The sequence below is a fragment of the Shewanella sp. LC6 genome (assembly GCF_006385735.2).
Lineage (GTDB): Bacteria > Pseudomonadota > Gammaproteobacteria > Enterobacterales > Shewanellaceae > Shewanella > Shewanella xiamenensis.
Genome location: NZ_CP043902.1, coordinates 4,407,305 through 4,421,928, shown reverse-complemented (window position 1 = coordinate 4,421,928; position 14,624 = coordinate 4,407,305). Strand labels below are relative to the sequence as shown.

Genomic DNA, 14,624 nt, shown 5'->3' with positions numbered 1-14,624 from the left:
CAATTAGAGGCGAAAGACGCACTCATCTTAGCCAACTTGGGCCAAGATTGGTATGTTTCAAATGTTCTTTTTTCGCCGTTGTGACTGGTGGGATTGATGGGTTTCAAAGATGGCGGTGGCGACTATGATGGTTCCGCCTATCAAAGTATTTACATTCAGTGCTTCACCTAAAATCAGCAAAGCCAACATGGCCCCATAAAAGGGTTGAAGGCAGGAGACTAGCCCTACTGTTTTAGCACTTAATTGGCGCAATGCCGAGGTGAACAGCGCATGGGGCGCGGCAGTAAACACGACCCCGAGCAGCACAATCAAACCCCAGGTCTCGAGGGAGATAGTCTGTAACTCAGTTTGATGCCAAGGCATAAGAAACACCGCCGCCACTAAGGTTTGATAAAACATGGCGTGGGGGCCACTATACTGGGAAAAATAGCGTTTTTGCAGTAGGTTACGGGCGGTAAATAACATTGCCGACAGAATACCGATTGCAATTCCTAGAGTCGTGTCGTTGCCAAGATTGGCTTCGGGGATCAGCAGTACAACACCTATCAGCACGAAAATGCCGCTGATAATATCCATCAGCTTGATTTTATTGCCCGTTAATAATGGCTCGGCAATCACCGTCATCACTGGATAGGTGAAGAAGGCGATCATGCCGATGGCGACCGATGAGAGTTGCATCGCGGCAAAGTAGGTGACCCAGTGTAAGCTGACTATCACTCCTAAGCCGATAGCAACCAGATAATCCTGTTTGCTGGCAAGGCTTAAGTATTTACCGCGGAATTTGATGAGCAATGCCAACACTAACGCCGCGACTACACATCTTAGGAAGGTAATATCGAGTGCGCTTAAGGGGATTAACTTTGAAAACAACGCTGTGCCGCCAAACATCAGCACAGCTAAGTGTAATTCGATTAATCCCGAAGGTTTACTGGTCTGGCTCAATTGGGTCGCCGTAGTTAGTCGGCTGACGCCTGATTTTTCAGATTAGCAAAGGCTTGACCCATACGCGTCACGGCTTCTGGCTCAACGCCTTCGGCGAAGGTATCGATAGCATCTTTGGCAAACAGCATGACGACGGTACTGCCAAGCTTGAAGCGACCCATTTCTTCGCCTTTCTCTAAGGTAATCGCGTCAGGGCCTACCGTTGGATATTCCCAAGTGAATACTTGCTTACCGGTTGGCGGCGTAATAGTGCCTGCCCAAACGGTTTCGATGCTCGCCACAATAGTTGCACCTACTAATACCATAGCCAGTGGGCCAAGCTCGGTTTCAAAAATTGCCACTACACGTTCGTTGCGAGCAAATAGGCCCGGCACATGGCGCGCCGTCAGCGGGTTAACGGAAAACAGCTCACCTGGCACATAGGTCATCTTCGACAGCGTGCCTTTAATCGGCATATGGATGCGGTGATAATCCTTAGGAGCCAGATAAATTGTCGCAAAATCACCACCTTCGAAGCGTTTGGCATCTTCGGCTTGGTCGCCAAGCAAAGTGAGTGAAGAATAGTGATGGCCTTTAGCTTGGAAAATACGCCCATCCTTGATGGGACCAAGTTGGCTGACGGCGCCATCAACGGGGTGCACCATGATGTTGGCCGCAGTATTAATTGGGCGAATACCAGGCTTAAGTGCACGGGTAAAAAAGTCGTTGAAGCTTTTATAAGCCTCAGGTTCGCTCTGAGCCGCTTCGCTCATATCGATTTTATATTGCTTGATAAACCATTTAATCGCGGCAGTCGTTAATGCGCCAGCTTCGGAAGCGGCAAGTTTACCGACTAAGCGAGATAACAGGTGCTTTGGCAGCATGTACTGCAGCGCAATTTTAACTTTATCCAATTTGTGTTCCTTTCCTTTATGTTGCTCAACTTAGGTTGAGACTTGTTTTGCGTTAATTCTATTCGTTGTGATGGCTTTGTTGTACTCGTTATTCATCGCTTTGGGCGCGAAATTGCCGAGCGTGACGCTGCTCATCAAGGCTTGCGATAATACGATGGTAGTTATTAAAGCGATCTTCACTAATCTTACCCGCTTCGACTGCGGCTTTTAAGGCGCAGCCTGGGTCATCGCCGTGTTTACAATCGCGGAATTTACAGCCACCTAAAAAGTCACGAAATTCGATAAAGCACCAACCGACACGTTGGGCGGGTAAGTGCCAGAGGGCAAATTCGCGCACGCCGGGGGAGTCGATTAAATCACCACCACTCGGTAAATGTAGCAACTTAGCTGTGGTCGTGGTGTGTTGTCCAAGCCCAGAGTTGTCGGAGACATCGCCTACCAGTAGCTCGGCTTCGGGCAGTAAGGCGTTGACCAGAGAGGATTTACCCACACCAGACTGGCCAGCAAATACGCTCACTTTATCTTTCAGCAGGGCTTTAATGGTATCTAAGCCTTCGCCTAACTTACTGCTGACCTTATATACTGGATATCCAATGGCTTCGTAGCGCTTTAAGGCAGCTTCGATGGCGGGTGCTTCTTCCGGCGTTAACAGATCAATTTTGTTCAAAATGATGATCGGCGGAATATCCGTGTCTTCGGCTGCCACTAAATAGCGGTCAATAATCTGGGTGGTAAAGCTAGGTAATACGGAAGACACAATCAAAATTTGGTCGATATTCGAGGCGATAATTTTCACGCCATCGTATAAATCGGGGCGCGAGAGGGAAGAGCGTCTTGGATGCACTGCTTCCACAATGCCAGCTATACCACTATTTGCTTGGCTTTCAATAGCTAAGCGTACAATCACTTTATCGCCAGTCACTAAACTGCTAATGGTGCGGCGAATGTTGCAGCGCACAATCAGGCCATCTTCGGTTTCAATATCGGCATGTTGACCAAAGCGGGAGATCACGGTTCCGCTCTGTTCTGGGCCGAGTGAGCTATCCTGTAACTCAGGCGCATTTTTATCACCATTGTCACGATTGAGGCGTTTCTCGTGATTGGCGCGCATACGGCGTAATTGGCCTTGGCTTAGGGGTTTCTTTTTACTCACTGGTTTGTCTTCGTCAATTAGGTGATATTTTGTGTTTGAAAAAAGCAGTATGATACACGCTCTTGAATAAAAAAGCCTGAATTTAGGCTAACTGACATGATAAGGCGCAATTATGGCGGCAGACGCAAATAATCTCATTTGGATCGATCTCGAAATGACTGGGTTAGAACCCGATGTCGATAGGGTCATTGAAATTGCTACCTTAGTAACAGACCAAGAACTCAATATTATCGGTCAGGGGCCAGTGATTGCTATTCATCAATCGGATGAAGTACTGGCGGCCATGGATGATTGGAACCAAAAACATCACGGTGAATCGGGCCTCATCGATAGAGTGCGTGCCAGCCAAGTGAACGAAGCGCAGGCTGTTGCACAAACCATCGCATTTTTAGAGCAATACGTGCCTAAGGGTGTCTCGCCTATGTGTGGTAACAGCGTGGGTCAGGACCGTCGCTTCTTAAATCGTTATATGCGTGAATTGGAGGACTACTTCCATTATCGCAATCTAGACGTAAGCACGGTTAAGGAGCTAGTGAAGCGTTGGAGCCCTGAAACTATGGCAGGTTTCAAAAAGCAAAACACTCATCAAGCGCTGCAAGATATCCAAGAGTCGATCGCTGAATTACAGTATTACCGCAGCAAAGTATTTAAAATTTGACCGATCAGCAGATAAATCTGCAAGAAGGGGTTGCAGCCGCATAAATTTTTCATATAATGCGGCCTCAACTTTTTGATGCGGGCATGATTGTCTCGTCAAATAAGTAAAGGCGACATTAGCTCAGTTGATAAAGGTTAGGAGACGATACCTTTGTGAATGTTGAAGGCAAATGTGGCAGCGATACAAAATGCGACATTAGCTCAGTTGGTAGAGCGATACCTTGCCAAGGTATAGGTCATCGGTTCGAACCCGATATGTCGCTCCAAATTACAAATTTAGTGATTTACCAAGTCATTAAATGCAGGATATGCGACATTAGCTCAGTTGGTAGAGCGATACCTTGCCAAGGTATAGGTCATCGGTTCGAACCCGATATGTCGCTCCAAATACAAATTTAGTGATTCACCAAGTCATTAAATACAAAATTATGCGACATTAGCTCAGTTGATAAAGGTTGATAGACGATACCTTTGTCGATGTTGAAGGCGAATGTGAAGCACTAATTATGCGACATTAGCTCAGTTGGTAGAGCGATACCTTGCCAAGGTATAGGTCATCGGTTCGAACCCGATATGTCGCTCCAATTTCAGACGGTTACAGTCTTAAAATGTAAATGCGACATTAGCTCAGTTGGTAGAGCGATACCTTGCCAAGGTATAGGTCATCGGTTCGAACCCGATATGTCGCTCCAATTTTCTAAATCTCCCCATAATCAAGTACTCAATTAGCATTAGCTCAGTTGTGCTTTTGATATTGCGATACCTTTCTTTTTCAAGGTATAGGTCATCGGTTCGAACCTGATATGTCGTTCCAATTTTTCTCGTTAGTCTCCCCATAAAATCTTCATCATTTCAAACTAAGTTATCGCAACTGACATAGCGCTATTTTACTTTTCTGTACACTTAACATGTCTGTTCCGTTGTTGATTATTCCAAGCATTTTTGAGCACGTTCATCGCTGCAATTTATTAACCTTTGTTTTCGTGGTTATTTTTAATACTAATGTGGTTAAGTGTTGCAGGATTTACCTGCCCTGCGGCTGTTGTCGATGATGTTTTCTATTTTGTAAAAAACCTCAGATCTGGTTAAGCCAGCACTAAATTAGAGCTATCTAACAGTTCAAGCTCCTGAGCTGTTAGATTTAACGATGGCTTTTCTTCTTTTAAACAATATGCAATCAATCCACCAAGTAGATTGAGCATGAACCCATGCTCGCTGCGGTGTCTTGAGTGTTCAATATAGGAAATGTTCTTCAATTGGTCATTCACTGTTTCAATGATGAATCGCTTTTTTAAGATTGCTCTATCCCATAGAGAAATAAACTTTTTCTTCATGTTCTTACGAACTGTGGTGATTAACTCAACGCCCTTTTCCAAAAGCTCACCTGTTAGGGCTTGGCTAATATAGCCTTTATCACCATAAAGCTTACCAAAAAGAGACTCAGCCATTTCACTGACAGGTTGCCTGTCATCGACATTACCTTTCGTCAGTTTTAACGCTACAATTTCACCCAAGTGATTGATAATAAGATGCAGTTTAAATCCAAACGACCAGCCCATAGTTCCCTTTCCATGTTCGGCAATGCCTTCAAAAACCTTATTTCGCTTCGCTCGAATAATATGACAGACTTCAATTTTAGTGGAGTCGACAAACTGAATTCCCGTTGGCTTTCCAAGCTTTGAAGTCAGATAGCTACACATAGGGACAACGACGCTAGGCATTAATGCAAGGAAACGAGTGTAGCTCAACAACTCTGGAAAATAGGGTTTTAGCTGGCGACAAACATAGTGCAGATAATAATTTTTGAAATCTCGGTAATGTGATTGATGGAAATGAATGATAATGGTCATCACTTCTGCGGGAGAAAGGCGACAAGGTCTATTACGCTTCATTTCACCATTATCAAGCAATAAGCGTTGCCAATGTGGGATAAATAACTGACAGAAATCATCGACATCACAGTAAGTTTCAACTAGTTTGTTCATGCTCGTTCCTTTTTCTAATCACTCTTGGTCGAATGATCGGATCAGGGAACGAGCATTTAGTTCCTTTTGGGAGCTAAATTCTTATCCGAAGCTCAGGTTAAAAAATAAAACAGCAAGGTTAATGCGTGATCTGCACCTTGTTTCTTCAAGATTTCCTAAATTAGATGGCGTTGCGAAAGTTAAATTATGACCTTGTTCAAATATTCGTAACGCTTTTACTTACATAATGAATCCAGACAAAGTTAATAGCGCCAAGTAGTTGGCTTAACACTGGAGTGCATTATATGCGTATTCAACAATTACGTGATTTACTTGAGTATGTGGCGAACTGCCGCTTAGATATGGCGCAACTCTATGGCCGACTGAACAATCATGCTGACTCCGCTCGAGTAAAGATGATGCTGGAGTATTTTGAATCTCATCAAAAGCATGTCGCTGAAAAATTGCGTGATTATATGGATGAGGCGCCAGCGAGGGTTCTCGATACTTGGTATAAAGACTTTGTGTTTGAAGATTTTACTAAGCGTTGCCAAGATACCATGTTACCCGCCAATATGAACGAAGATGATGTGTTGAATTTACATCTCGACTTGGAAAATCGTCTGATTGGCTTATTGGAAAAAACCGTCAACTCAACCACTGCTGAAGATGCGCGTGCGGCATTAGAAGGCTTAATTCGAGTTGAGAAAACTCAACAGCAACGATTAGTTCACAGCACTATCCGGATGGACGATATTTAACCTATCGATACCTCATCTGTGTTCGTGTAAACACCGAAAGCCAGCTAAATGCTGGCTTTGTTGTTTTTGGATGATAAGTGTTGTCCATATTCACTGCTTTTTGCATGGCATCTGATTTACGTCATAACTTTTCTCGAAGCTTTTTGCTACTTTCTTGATCTCATTAGTTGATTTGACCATTAACTGTTTAGTGTTCATCCATAGCGATGGTCGATTAGATGAGTCACCCTTTTGTTATTTTGTCGCGCAGGAGATCCTCTATGGCACAAGATTTATCGAGTTTACCCACAGCGCTTTATACGCAAGAGCAGGTGCGAGCGGCGGAACTGCTCGCAGTTTCAGAAGGGGAAGCTACGTTGTATCAATTAGTTGAACGTGCTGGATGCGCAGCGTTTAACTATTTAACAGAGCAGATAGCATGCCAGCCTAAGCTTGGGGCTATGCCATTATTGGTACTCGCAGGTAATGGTAATAACGGTGCCGATGCCCTCGTTTGTGCTCGTCTAGCTCTAGAGGCAGGACATAAGGTTCACGTTTTTTTACTAAAGACCAAGGGTACGCCAGAATTTGAACAAGCGCTTTCTGCTTACCTTAATCAAGGTGGGATAGTCGATTCTCCTAATATTGATGCGATCTTACAGGCGTCAATCCTTATCGACGGATTGCTGGGGACTGGCGTTCAGGGCGCGGTGCGAGAACAGGTTGCTGCGCTTATCCATGCCATTAATCAGAGTAATGCTTGGGTGCTTAGTTTGGATCTCCCCTCGGGGATCTTGGCCGATACCGGTGTTGTCGCTCAAGTCGCAGTGATGGCGGATGCGACTTTATGCTTTGGCGGTTTAAAACAAGGCCTACTCACCAGTAAGGCAAGACATCACTGCGGTCATCTTGCTTTTGCCGATCTGGGATTAACTCCCTTTTTTAATGGTGAAAGCGCGACTCGAGTGGGTGGTGAAATCCTAAAAAGCTATTTTGCCGCCAGAGCAAGGGATAGCCACAAAGGTCAATCGGGTAAAGTGACCCTGATTGGTGGTGACTTTGGCATGGCTGGGGCGATTCGGCTTGCCAGTGAAGCTTGTTTGCGTGCGGGGGCTGGATTAGTCACAGTGATCAGTCGGCCTGAGCACCAACTTACGGTAAATGTATCTCGACCTGAGTTAATGTTTTGGGGTTGTGAGCTAGTCGATATGGAGGTGTATCTGCGCCTTGGTTGGGCACAGGTGGTTGTGCTTGGCCCGGGGTTAGGTAAACACGATTGGGGTTATAACTTGTTTAAAGCCGCGGGGTTAAGCGATAAACCCTGTGTACTCGATGCCGACGCCCTGAATCTGCTCAGTCAAGAACCGCGCAGGCAAACTAACTGGGTACTCACGCCCCATCCGGGAGAGGCCGCACGACTGTTGGGATGCAGTGTCGCTGATATTGAGCATGATCGATTCGCAGCCGTGCGTGCTTTGCAGCAAAAATACGGTGGAGTAGTCCTGCTTAAAGGGGCTGGAACCATTATTTTTGATGGAAAACAGATGGTCGTGGCGCCAGTTGGTAATCCTGGTCTTGCGAGTGGTGGGTGCGGTGATGTGTTATCTGGTATTATAGGCGCCCTTATGGCTCAAGGTATGGATAACATGCAGGCGACAGTCGTTGGCGTTGTCGTTCATGGTTGTGCGGCGGACCTTGCTGCGGTTCAAGGTGAACGGGGCATGTTAGCCAGCGATTTGATGCCTTTTATTCGCCAATTAGTAAATAGTGATTTACTCTAGGCGCTGTAAAATTTAAGCGCGGGTGGACTGCCGCGCTTAAATTGCCTCCTTAATCGATAACGGCAGTGATATAAGCGGACATGACAGAGACAGAGTTAACCTTTCAATTACATAATGAAGACGAGACTATTGCGGTTGGGCAAAAATTGGCTCGCCATATTCAAGCGCCTTTGACTCTGTATTTAACGGGGGATTTGGGGGCGGGTAAAACCACTCTGAGCCGCGGTTTGATTCAAGGATTAGGACATAAAGGTGCAGTCAAAAGCCCAACTTACACTTTAGTTGAACCTTATGAGCTCGACGGTGTCGAAGTTTATCATTTTGATTTGTATCGTTTAAACGATCCCGAAGAGTTAGAGTTTATGGGGATCCGTGATTACTTTACCCAGAGCAGCCTCTGTATCGTAGAATGGCCTGACAAAGGTGAAGGGTTGTTACCCGATGCTGATATCCACCTACATTTAAAATATTTTAACCAAGGACGTGAAATCCATATTCGAGCCTTAACCGAATCAGGTAAAACGCTATTAGCCGCGATAAAATAAAAAACAAAGATGACTAAAAATAAGTATTACTTTCAAAGAATTATTCTTTTTTTATGCGCGTTTTTTGCTGTTGCAGCCCACGCGGCCAACCAGCTCGAAGGTGTGCGTATTTGGGCCGCACCCGAGTCGACACGAATTGTGTTCGATTTGAGTGAGGTGCCCAATTACAGTTATTTTTCCCTCGATGGTCCTCATCGTTTAGTGGTCGATCTAAAAAAGGCATCAACTAAACTGAGCCTGAAAAATATCGATAACAACAGTAAGTTAGTCAAAGGCATACGAGTCAGCAAATCTCCGACGAAAGGCGATTTACGTCTGGTTATTGATTTGGTTAAACCCTTAAATGCGAACTTATTTTCGTTACCCGTGACGGCCCCTTATGGTAATCGGCTTGTGGTTGACCTAGAGGATAAAACTGTGACGGCTTCGCCGTCAGTCACGAGTTCAACTTCAGTTAAAAAATCCGTTAATCAAAGTGTGCCATCTTCCCGCGATATTGTTATCGCGATTGATGCTGGGCATGGTGGTGATGATCCCGGCTCGATTGGACCATCCGGTCTCTATGAGAAAAAAGTCGTGTTCGAAATTGCAAAACGGTTATCGAGCAAAATTAACGACACACCTGGAATGCGTGCAGTGATGATCCGCACTGGTGATTACTTTGTGAATTTGAATAAACGCTCTGAACTTGCTCGTAACAGTAAGGCAGATTTGCTGATCTCTATTCATGCGGATGCTTTTACATCACCCAATCCACGAGGTGCATCTGTGTGGGTATTGTCGATGCGCCGTGCAAACAGTGAAATTGGTCGTTGGTTAGAACAAAAAGAGAAACACTCAGAGTTGCTGGGAGGCGCAGGGGAAATTATTCAAAATACTGATAATGAACAGTATCTTGCTATGACCTTACTCGACATGTCTATGAACAGCTCTATGGCCATTGGTCACTCGGTTGCTGGGGATATTTTAAAAGATTTAGGTGCAGTGACGGAGCTGCATAAGAATCGTCCTGAATCAGCCAGTTTTGCAGTGTTAAAGTCTCCTGATATTCCGTCAATCTTGGTGGAAACGGGCTTTATCTCGAATCCGAAAGAAGAGCGTTTGCTGAGCAGCAACCGTCATCAAGAGAGTATTGCCACTGCGATTTACAAGGGCGTTAATCGTTATTTCCAAAACAACCCACCGGCTGATACCTTATTGGCCAAGCGCAATCATGGAAGTTCAACGGCGCCATCAAGTACTCAATCTGCGGGAAATATTAAGCATAAGGTGAGTCGGGGGGAGTCGCTTTCTGCTATTGCCCAGCGCTATAAAGTCCCGATGGCTAGCATTATACGTGCTAATGGCATGAAGACTGATGTGGTACAGCTTGGGCAGACACTCGTGATTCCTGAGAGCTAAATAGGATGAAGTCTATGGGGATCCAGATCCTTCCACCGCAATTGGCGAACCAAATCGCCGCTGGCGAAGTTGTCGAAAGACCTGCCTCAGTGGTGAAAGAACTCGTTGAGAACAGCTTAGATGCTGGCGCAACCCGTATCGATATCGAAATCGATAAGGGCGGCAGTAAGCTGATTAAGATCCGTGACAATGGTTCGGGGATCCCAAAGGATGAATTAGCCTTGGCGTTGTCGCGCCATGCCACCTCGAAACTGCATTCCCTTGACGATCTTGAAGCTATCCTCAGCTTTGGCTTTCGCGGTGAGGCTTTAGCAAGTATCAGCTCCGTCTCCCGTTTAACCTTAACGTCGCGCACTGCTGAGCAAACCGAAGCGTGGCGAGCTTACGCTGAAGGCGTCGATATGGCTGTTAAAGTCATGCCTGCGGCGCATCCGGTGGGTTCAACCATTGAAGTCGTTGATCTATTTTTTAATACTCCGGCGCGTCGACGCTTTTTAAAAAGTGACAAAACCGAATTTACTCATATTGATGAATGGTTAAAGCGAATTGCTTTGGTGCGGGGGGATATCCATTTTACCCTGATACACAATGGTAAAACCGTGCGCAACTATCGCCCTGCGATGAATGAGTCACAATATTTACAACGACTGACCCAGGTTGCGGGCCGGCCGTTTGCCGAACAAGCACTTCGAATCGAATGTCAACACGATGATTTACGTTTAAGTGGTTATCTGCAATCGCCTTGGTCAACCGTGCAGACCGATACTCATTACTTTTATGTGAATGGCCGTCTAGTGCGCGATCGTTTAGTCAATCATGCGGTACGTCAAGCATTTGCACAAAAGGCCGAAGTAGAACAACCCGGCTATGTGCTGATGCTGGATATCGATCCTCATCAGGTGGATGTGAACGTGCATCCAGCAAAACATGAAGTGCGATTCCATCAAAGCCGTTATGTGCATGATTATATTTTGCAGGCACTGCAATCGGCCTTAGAAGAAGCGGGAGAGCTTAGTTTTGAACATCCTGTCGAGCTTGGTTCGCCCCAAGTGGAGGATGATGTTTCAGAACCCAAGTCTGAACATACTGCCTTCGAGCTGCAATCTCCGAAAGCTAACTTAGCTTGGACTAATACTCCTCAACCTGAAAATTATCTAGGGAGTCAAGTCGATACGGCTATTGGTGAGTCTCGTGCTCGAGATATTGCCACCGTACGGGCGGGGACTATGGTACAGAGCAATGCCTATGGAAGCATGGCGGTACCTAGGGAGTCACGCAGTAGTTCGGCTGGAGAAAGCCGTGCAAGAGCTGAGCTGCCTTCTAAGACAGCGATTGCCAGTTATGGTGCATTACTGGAGACCCCATCTTACAGCGTACAGGACAAGGCTTATCAAGCTGTTTTACCTATGCCATCGATACTCGATGGACAATTTTGGGTATTTAGTGATGGGCCAAAATTAAGTTTATTACGTATTGAGTCTGCAGCATTAGCAGTCCGTAGCCATGAGATTGAAATAAAACTGGCGACAGGGTTGATTGGGCAGCCTTTATTGATGCCAGTATCGGTCGCCGCTGATCCTGATTGGGCAGCGTTACTCGAAGAGCATGCAACACTTATCCGTCAACTTGGTTTAGAGCTAACAATTCGTTACCAGCAGTTGATTATTAAAAAAGTGCCCCCATATCTGAGGGACTGTCAGTTAGCGAAGATCATTCCTGAGTGGTTACAATCGCTACGTTTTGAAGCGCCAGCACCCAATGCATTAGCGTTATGGCTGGCAGAGCAGAGCCTAACTGGATTTATCTCGGCACCCGATATTTGGGCCGCTTATTGCCAGTTAACGGAAGATAAAAGACAGCAAATTGCCAGTAAAGCAGTATCCTTACCTTGGCAATCGTGGCTAGAAGAGCAAGCAATTGAATAAAGAATTACAGCCTAAAGTGGTTTTTTTGATGGGGCCAACGGCGTCAGGAAAAACGGCTTTAGCTCTTGAATTAGCCGAAAAGCATAATTGCGAAATTATCTCGGTTGATTCAGCATTAATCTATCGCGGCATGGATATCGGCAGTGCTAAGCCCTCTGCCGAGGAATTAGCGCGAGGTCCGCATCGTTTGATTGATATTCGCGATCCGAGTGAAAGTTATTCGGCTGCCGATTTTAGAGCCGATGCGCTGCGCGAGATTGAACAGATTATCAGCATGGGCAAGACCCCTTTATTAGTGGGCGGAACCATGATGTATTTTAAGGCTCTATTAGAGGGATTATCGCCGCTACCCAGTGCTGATGAGGCTATTCGCGCCGATATTCAAGCCGAGGCGGATACAAACGGATGGGAAGCGCTGCACGAGCAATTGAGGGAGATAGATCCCGTCTCTGCAGAAAGAATTCATCCTAATGATCCACAAAGGCTTTCAAGAGCGTTAGAAGTCTATAGAATAAGCGGTAAGAGTTTGACTGAGTTAACAATGACCAAGTCGACTCCTTTACCCTATGATGTGGTGCAATTTGCCATTGCACCGCGAGAGCGTAAAGTGTTGCATGCGTTAATCGGGCAGCGTTTTCGCATAATGTTAGAGCAAGGCTTTATTGATGAAGTCGTCCAGCTTAAAGCGAGAGGTGACTTGCATTTAGATTTACCCTCAATGCGTTGCGTGGGATATCGACAATGTTGGCAATATCTCGATGGTGAATTTGACTATGATACTATGGTCGAAAAAGCCGTTGCCGCTACTAGGCAATTAGCTAAGCGTCAATTAACATGGTTGCGTAGTTGGCCAGAGTTGAATTGGCTGGAAAGTGGTGCTGAGGGGAATTTAGTTACACTTATGCGTCAATGCCGCTAGCTTATTAGCCCTTGCTGTATAATACTAAAACTAAACAAAAAACTTCACTGATATCGATTTATTTTTATATAAATTAAAAAGGAAATAATAAAATGGCTAAGGGGCAATCTTTACAAGACCCATTTTTGAACGCACTACGCCGCGAGCGCGTTCCTGTATCTATTTACTTGGTAAACGGCATTAAACTCCAAGGACAGGTAGAGTCGTTTGATCAGTTTGTCATTCTGTTGAAAAACACAGTGAGCCAAATGGTTTACAAACACGCTATTTCTACTGTGGTTCCTGCTCGTCCATTTAACGTTGCTGGCCATCAAAATGCCCAGGGCGGTTATGGCGCGCAAGACGATATGCCAAGTGGCGAATAAAGTTTAGTTAAGGAGTTTGCTTCTTGTTTGATCGTTATGAGGCGGGAGAAACAGCGGTTCTTGTCCATATCGACTTTTCCGATGAGGAACGCCGAGAAGACTTAGTGGAGTTACAGCTATTAGTCGAATCAGCTGGAGCACGCTCAGTCGGGGTCATTACTGGAAGTCGACGCTCACCAGACCGTAAGTTTTTTATTGGTTCTGGTAAAGCCGAGGAGTTAGCCGCCTTAGTGGCAGCCACCGAGGCTAATGTGGTTATTTTCAATCACGCCTTGAGTCCAGCTCAGGAGCGAAATCTTGAACAGGTATGTCAGTGCCGAGTATTGGACAGGACATCACTGATCTTAGATATTTTCGCCCAAAGAGCTCGGACTCATGAAGGTAAGCTGCAAGTGGAGCTAGCGCAATTGCGCCACATGTCGACTCGCCTAGTGCGTGGTTGGACTCACCTTGAGCGCCAAAAGGGTGGTATTGGTTTACGTGGCCCAGGGGAAACCCAACTCGAAACAGATAGGCGCTTGCTTCGGGGGCGCATTAAAAATATCAACAAACGCTTAGAGCGTGTTGATAAACAACGTGAGCAGAGTCGCCGCGCCCGTAAGCGTAGTGACATGCCAACCGTCTCATTAGTGGGTTATACCAACGCGGGCAAGTCGACGCTGTTTAATGCCTTAACCTCATCTGATGTTTATGCAGCTGACCAGCTATTTGCGACTCTTGACCCTACATTGAGAAAGTTAGATCTACCCGACGGTGCCGTAATTTTAGCGGACACTGTAGGTTTTATTCGTCATTTGCCACATGATCTCGTTGCTGCATTTAAAGCAACATTACAAGAGACGCGTCAAGCAGATTTGTTACTGCATATTGTTGATTGTGCAGATGAAAATATGGCGGATAATTTTGAGCAAGTGCAATCAGTGCTTAAAGATATCGATGCTGATAAAGTGATGCAATTGATTGTTTGCAATAAAATTGACTTGCTTGAAGATGTTACGCCGCGTATCGAATATGATGAACGCGGTAAGCCTGTACGAGTCTGGGTTTCGGCACAAAAGCGTTTGGGGTTTGATCTGCTCTTGAAGGCGATCACTGAGTTAATTGGTGAAGTTATTCATGAGTTTACACTTAAGATTCCGGCAACTGCTGGACATTATCTTGGCCAGTTTTATCGACTGGATGCGATACAGCAGAAAGAGTACGACGATCTGGGGAACTGTATTTTGTCTGTTCGTTTATCGGATGCCGATTGGCGCCGATTAGCTAAACAGAGTCAGGGTGAGTTAGAAACCTTTATCTACGATGCGTCGATAGAAAAGGCTGTTTGTTAATAATCTAA

At 45.6% G+C, this 14,624-nt stretch carries 13 protein-coding genes and 4 tRNA genes; 13 read left to right on the top strand and 4 right to left on the bottom strand.

Going from position 1 to position 14,624, the window contains the following annotated elements; genetic code table 11:
- Positions 1–57 precede the first annotated feature (57 nt).
- The 3 genes from FJD32_RS19810 to rsgA all read right to left on the bottom strand — a co-directional run bounded on the left by FJD32_RS19810 (position 58) and on the right by rsgA (position 2,988).
- Positions 58–942, bottom strand: coding sequence for a DMT family transporter (locus FJD32_RS19810; protein WP_088586178.1), 885 nt, complete (start codon positions 940–942; stop codon positions 58–60).
- Between the two features lie 14 nt (positions 943–956).
- Positions 957–1,835, bottom strand: coding sequence for an archaetidylserine decarboxylase (gene asd / locus FJD32_RS19805; protein ID WP_055646843.1), 879 nt, complete (start codon positions 1,833–1,835; stop codon positions 957–959).
- 88 nt (positions 1,836–1,923) lie between these two features.
- Positions 1,924–2,988, bottom strand: coding sequence for a small ribosomal subunit biogenesis GTPase RsgA (gene rsgA, locus FJD32_RS19800; RefSeq protein WP_037426969.1), 1,065 nt, complete (start codon positions 2,986–2,988; stop codon positions 1,924–1,926).
- Positions 2,989–3,100: 112 nt separating this feature from the next.
- On the opposite strand from rsgA, the gene orn reads away from it, so the two are divergent.
- The 5 genes from orn (at position 3,101) to FJD32_RS19775 (ending at position 4,337) form a co-directional block, all read left to right on the top strand.
- Entirely contained in the window at positions 3,101–3,646 is a 546-nt protein-coding gene (gene orn / locus FJD32_RS19795; protein WP_037426972.1) for an oligoribonuclease, read from the top strand.
- 189 nt (positions 3,647–3,835) lie between these two features.
- Positions 3,836–3,911, top strand: a tRNA-Gly gene (locus tag FJD32_RS19790).
- A 44-nt stretch (positions 3,912–3,955) separates the two neighbouring features.
- Positions 3,956–4,031: transfer RNA gene (locus FJD32_RS19785), tRNA-Gly, on the top strand.
- A 122-nt stretch (positions 4,032–4,153) separates the two neighbouring features.
- Positions 4,154–4,229: transfer RNA gene (locus FJD32_RS19780), tRNA-Gly, on the top strand.
- A gap of 32 nt (positions 4,230–4,261) precedes the next feature.
- A tRNA-Gly gene (locus tag FJD32_RS19775) sits at positions 4,262–4,337 on the top strand.
- 393 nt (positions 4,338–4,730) lie between these two features.
- On the opposite strand, the gene FJD32_RS19770 is transcribed toward FJD32_RS19775, so the two are convergent.
- On the bottom strand, positions 4,731–5,630 hold the full coding sequence (locus FJD32_RS19770) for an IS982 family transposase (RefSeq protein ID WP_088585327.1): 900 nt from the start codon (positions 5,628–5,630) through the stop codon (positions 4,731–4,733).
- Positions 5,631–5,914: 284 nt separating this feature from the next.
- Between FJD32_RS19770 and FJD32_RS19765 the strand changes: the two genes are divergently transcribed.
- The 8 genes from FJD32_RS19765 (at position 5,915) to hflX (ending at position 14,616) form a co-directional block, all read left to right on the top strand.
- Entirely contained in the window at positions 5,915–6,370 is a 456-nt protein-coding gene (locus FJD32_RS19765) for a hypothetical protein (RefSeq protein WP_037426974.1), read from the top strand.
- 260 nt (positions 6,371–6,630) lie between these two features.
- On the top strand, positions 6,631–8,130 hold the full coding sequence (locus FJD32_RS19760; protein ID WP_088586177.1) for an NAD(P)H-hydrate dehydratase: 1,500 nt from the start codon (positions 6,631–6,633) through the stop codon (positions 8,128–8,130).
- A gap of 80 nt (positions 8,131–8,210) precedes the next feature.
- The gene (gene tsaE / locus FJD32_RS19755; RefSeq protein WP_037414194.1) at positions 8,211–8,675 is read left to right on the top strand and encodes a tRNA (adenosine(37)-N6)-threonylcarbamoyltransferase complex ATPase subunit type 1 TsaE; all 465 of its coding nucleotides are present in this window, start codon (positions 8,211–8,213) and stop codon (positions 8,673–8,675) included.
- 9 nt (positions 8,676–8,684) lie between these two features.
- Entirely contained in the window at positions 8,685–10,076 is a 1,392-nt protein-coding gene (locus FJD32_RS19750; protein WP_069453623.1) for an N-acetylmuramoyl-L-alanine amidase, read from the top strand.
- Between the two features lie 14 nt (positions 10,077–10,090).
- Positions 10,091–12,001, top strand: coding sequence for a DNA mismatch repair endonuclease MutL (gene mutL, locus FJD32_RS19745; protein ID WP_088586176.1), 1,911 nt, complete (start codon positions 10,091–10,093; stop codon positions 11,999–12,001).
- Positions 11,994–12,920 carry a tRNA (adenosine(37)-N6)-dimethylallyltransferase MiaA gene (gene miaA / locus FJD32_RS19740; protein ID WP_082389612.1) on the top strand — a complete coding sequence of 309 codons (927 nt, stop codon included), beginning with the start codon at positions 11,994–11,996 and terminating at the stop codon, positions 12,918–12,920. The genes mutL and miaA overlap by 8 nt, the downstream gene beginning before the upstream one ends.
- A gap of 92 nt (positions 12,921–13,012) precedes the next feature.
- Positions 13,013–13,285: an RNA chaperone Hfq gene (gene hfq / locus FJD32_RS19735; protein WP_011070934.1), complete on the top strand. Its 273-nt coding sequence runs from the start codon at positions 13,013–13,015 to the stop codon at positions 13,283–13,285.
- 23 nt (positions 13,286–13,308) lie between these two features.
- Positions 13,309–14,616 (top strand): ribosome rescue GTPase HflX, encoded by a 1,308-nt coding sequence (gene hflX / locus FJD32_RS19730; RefSeq protein ID WP_047539763.1) that lies wholly within the window; start codon positions 13,309–13,311, stop codon positions 14,614–14,616.
- Positions 14,617–14,624: the final 8 nt, after the last annotated feature.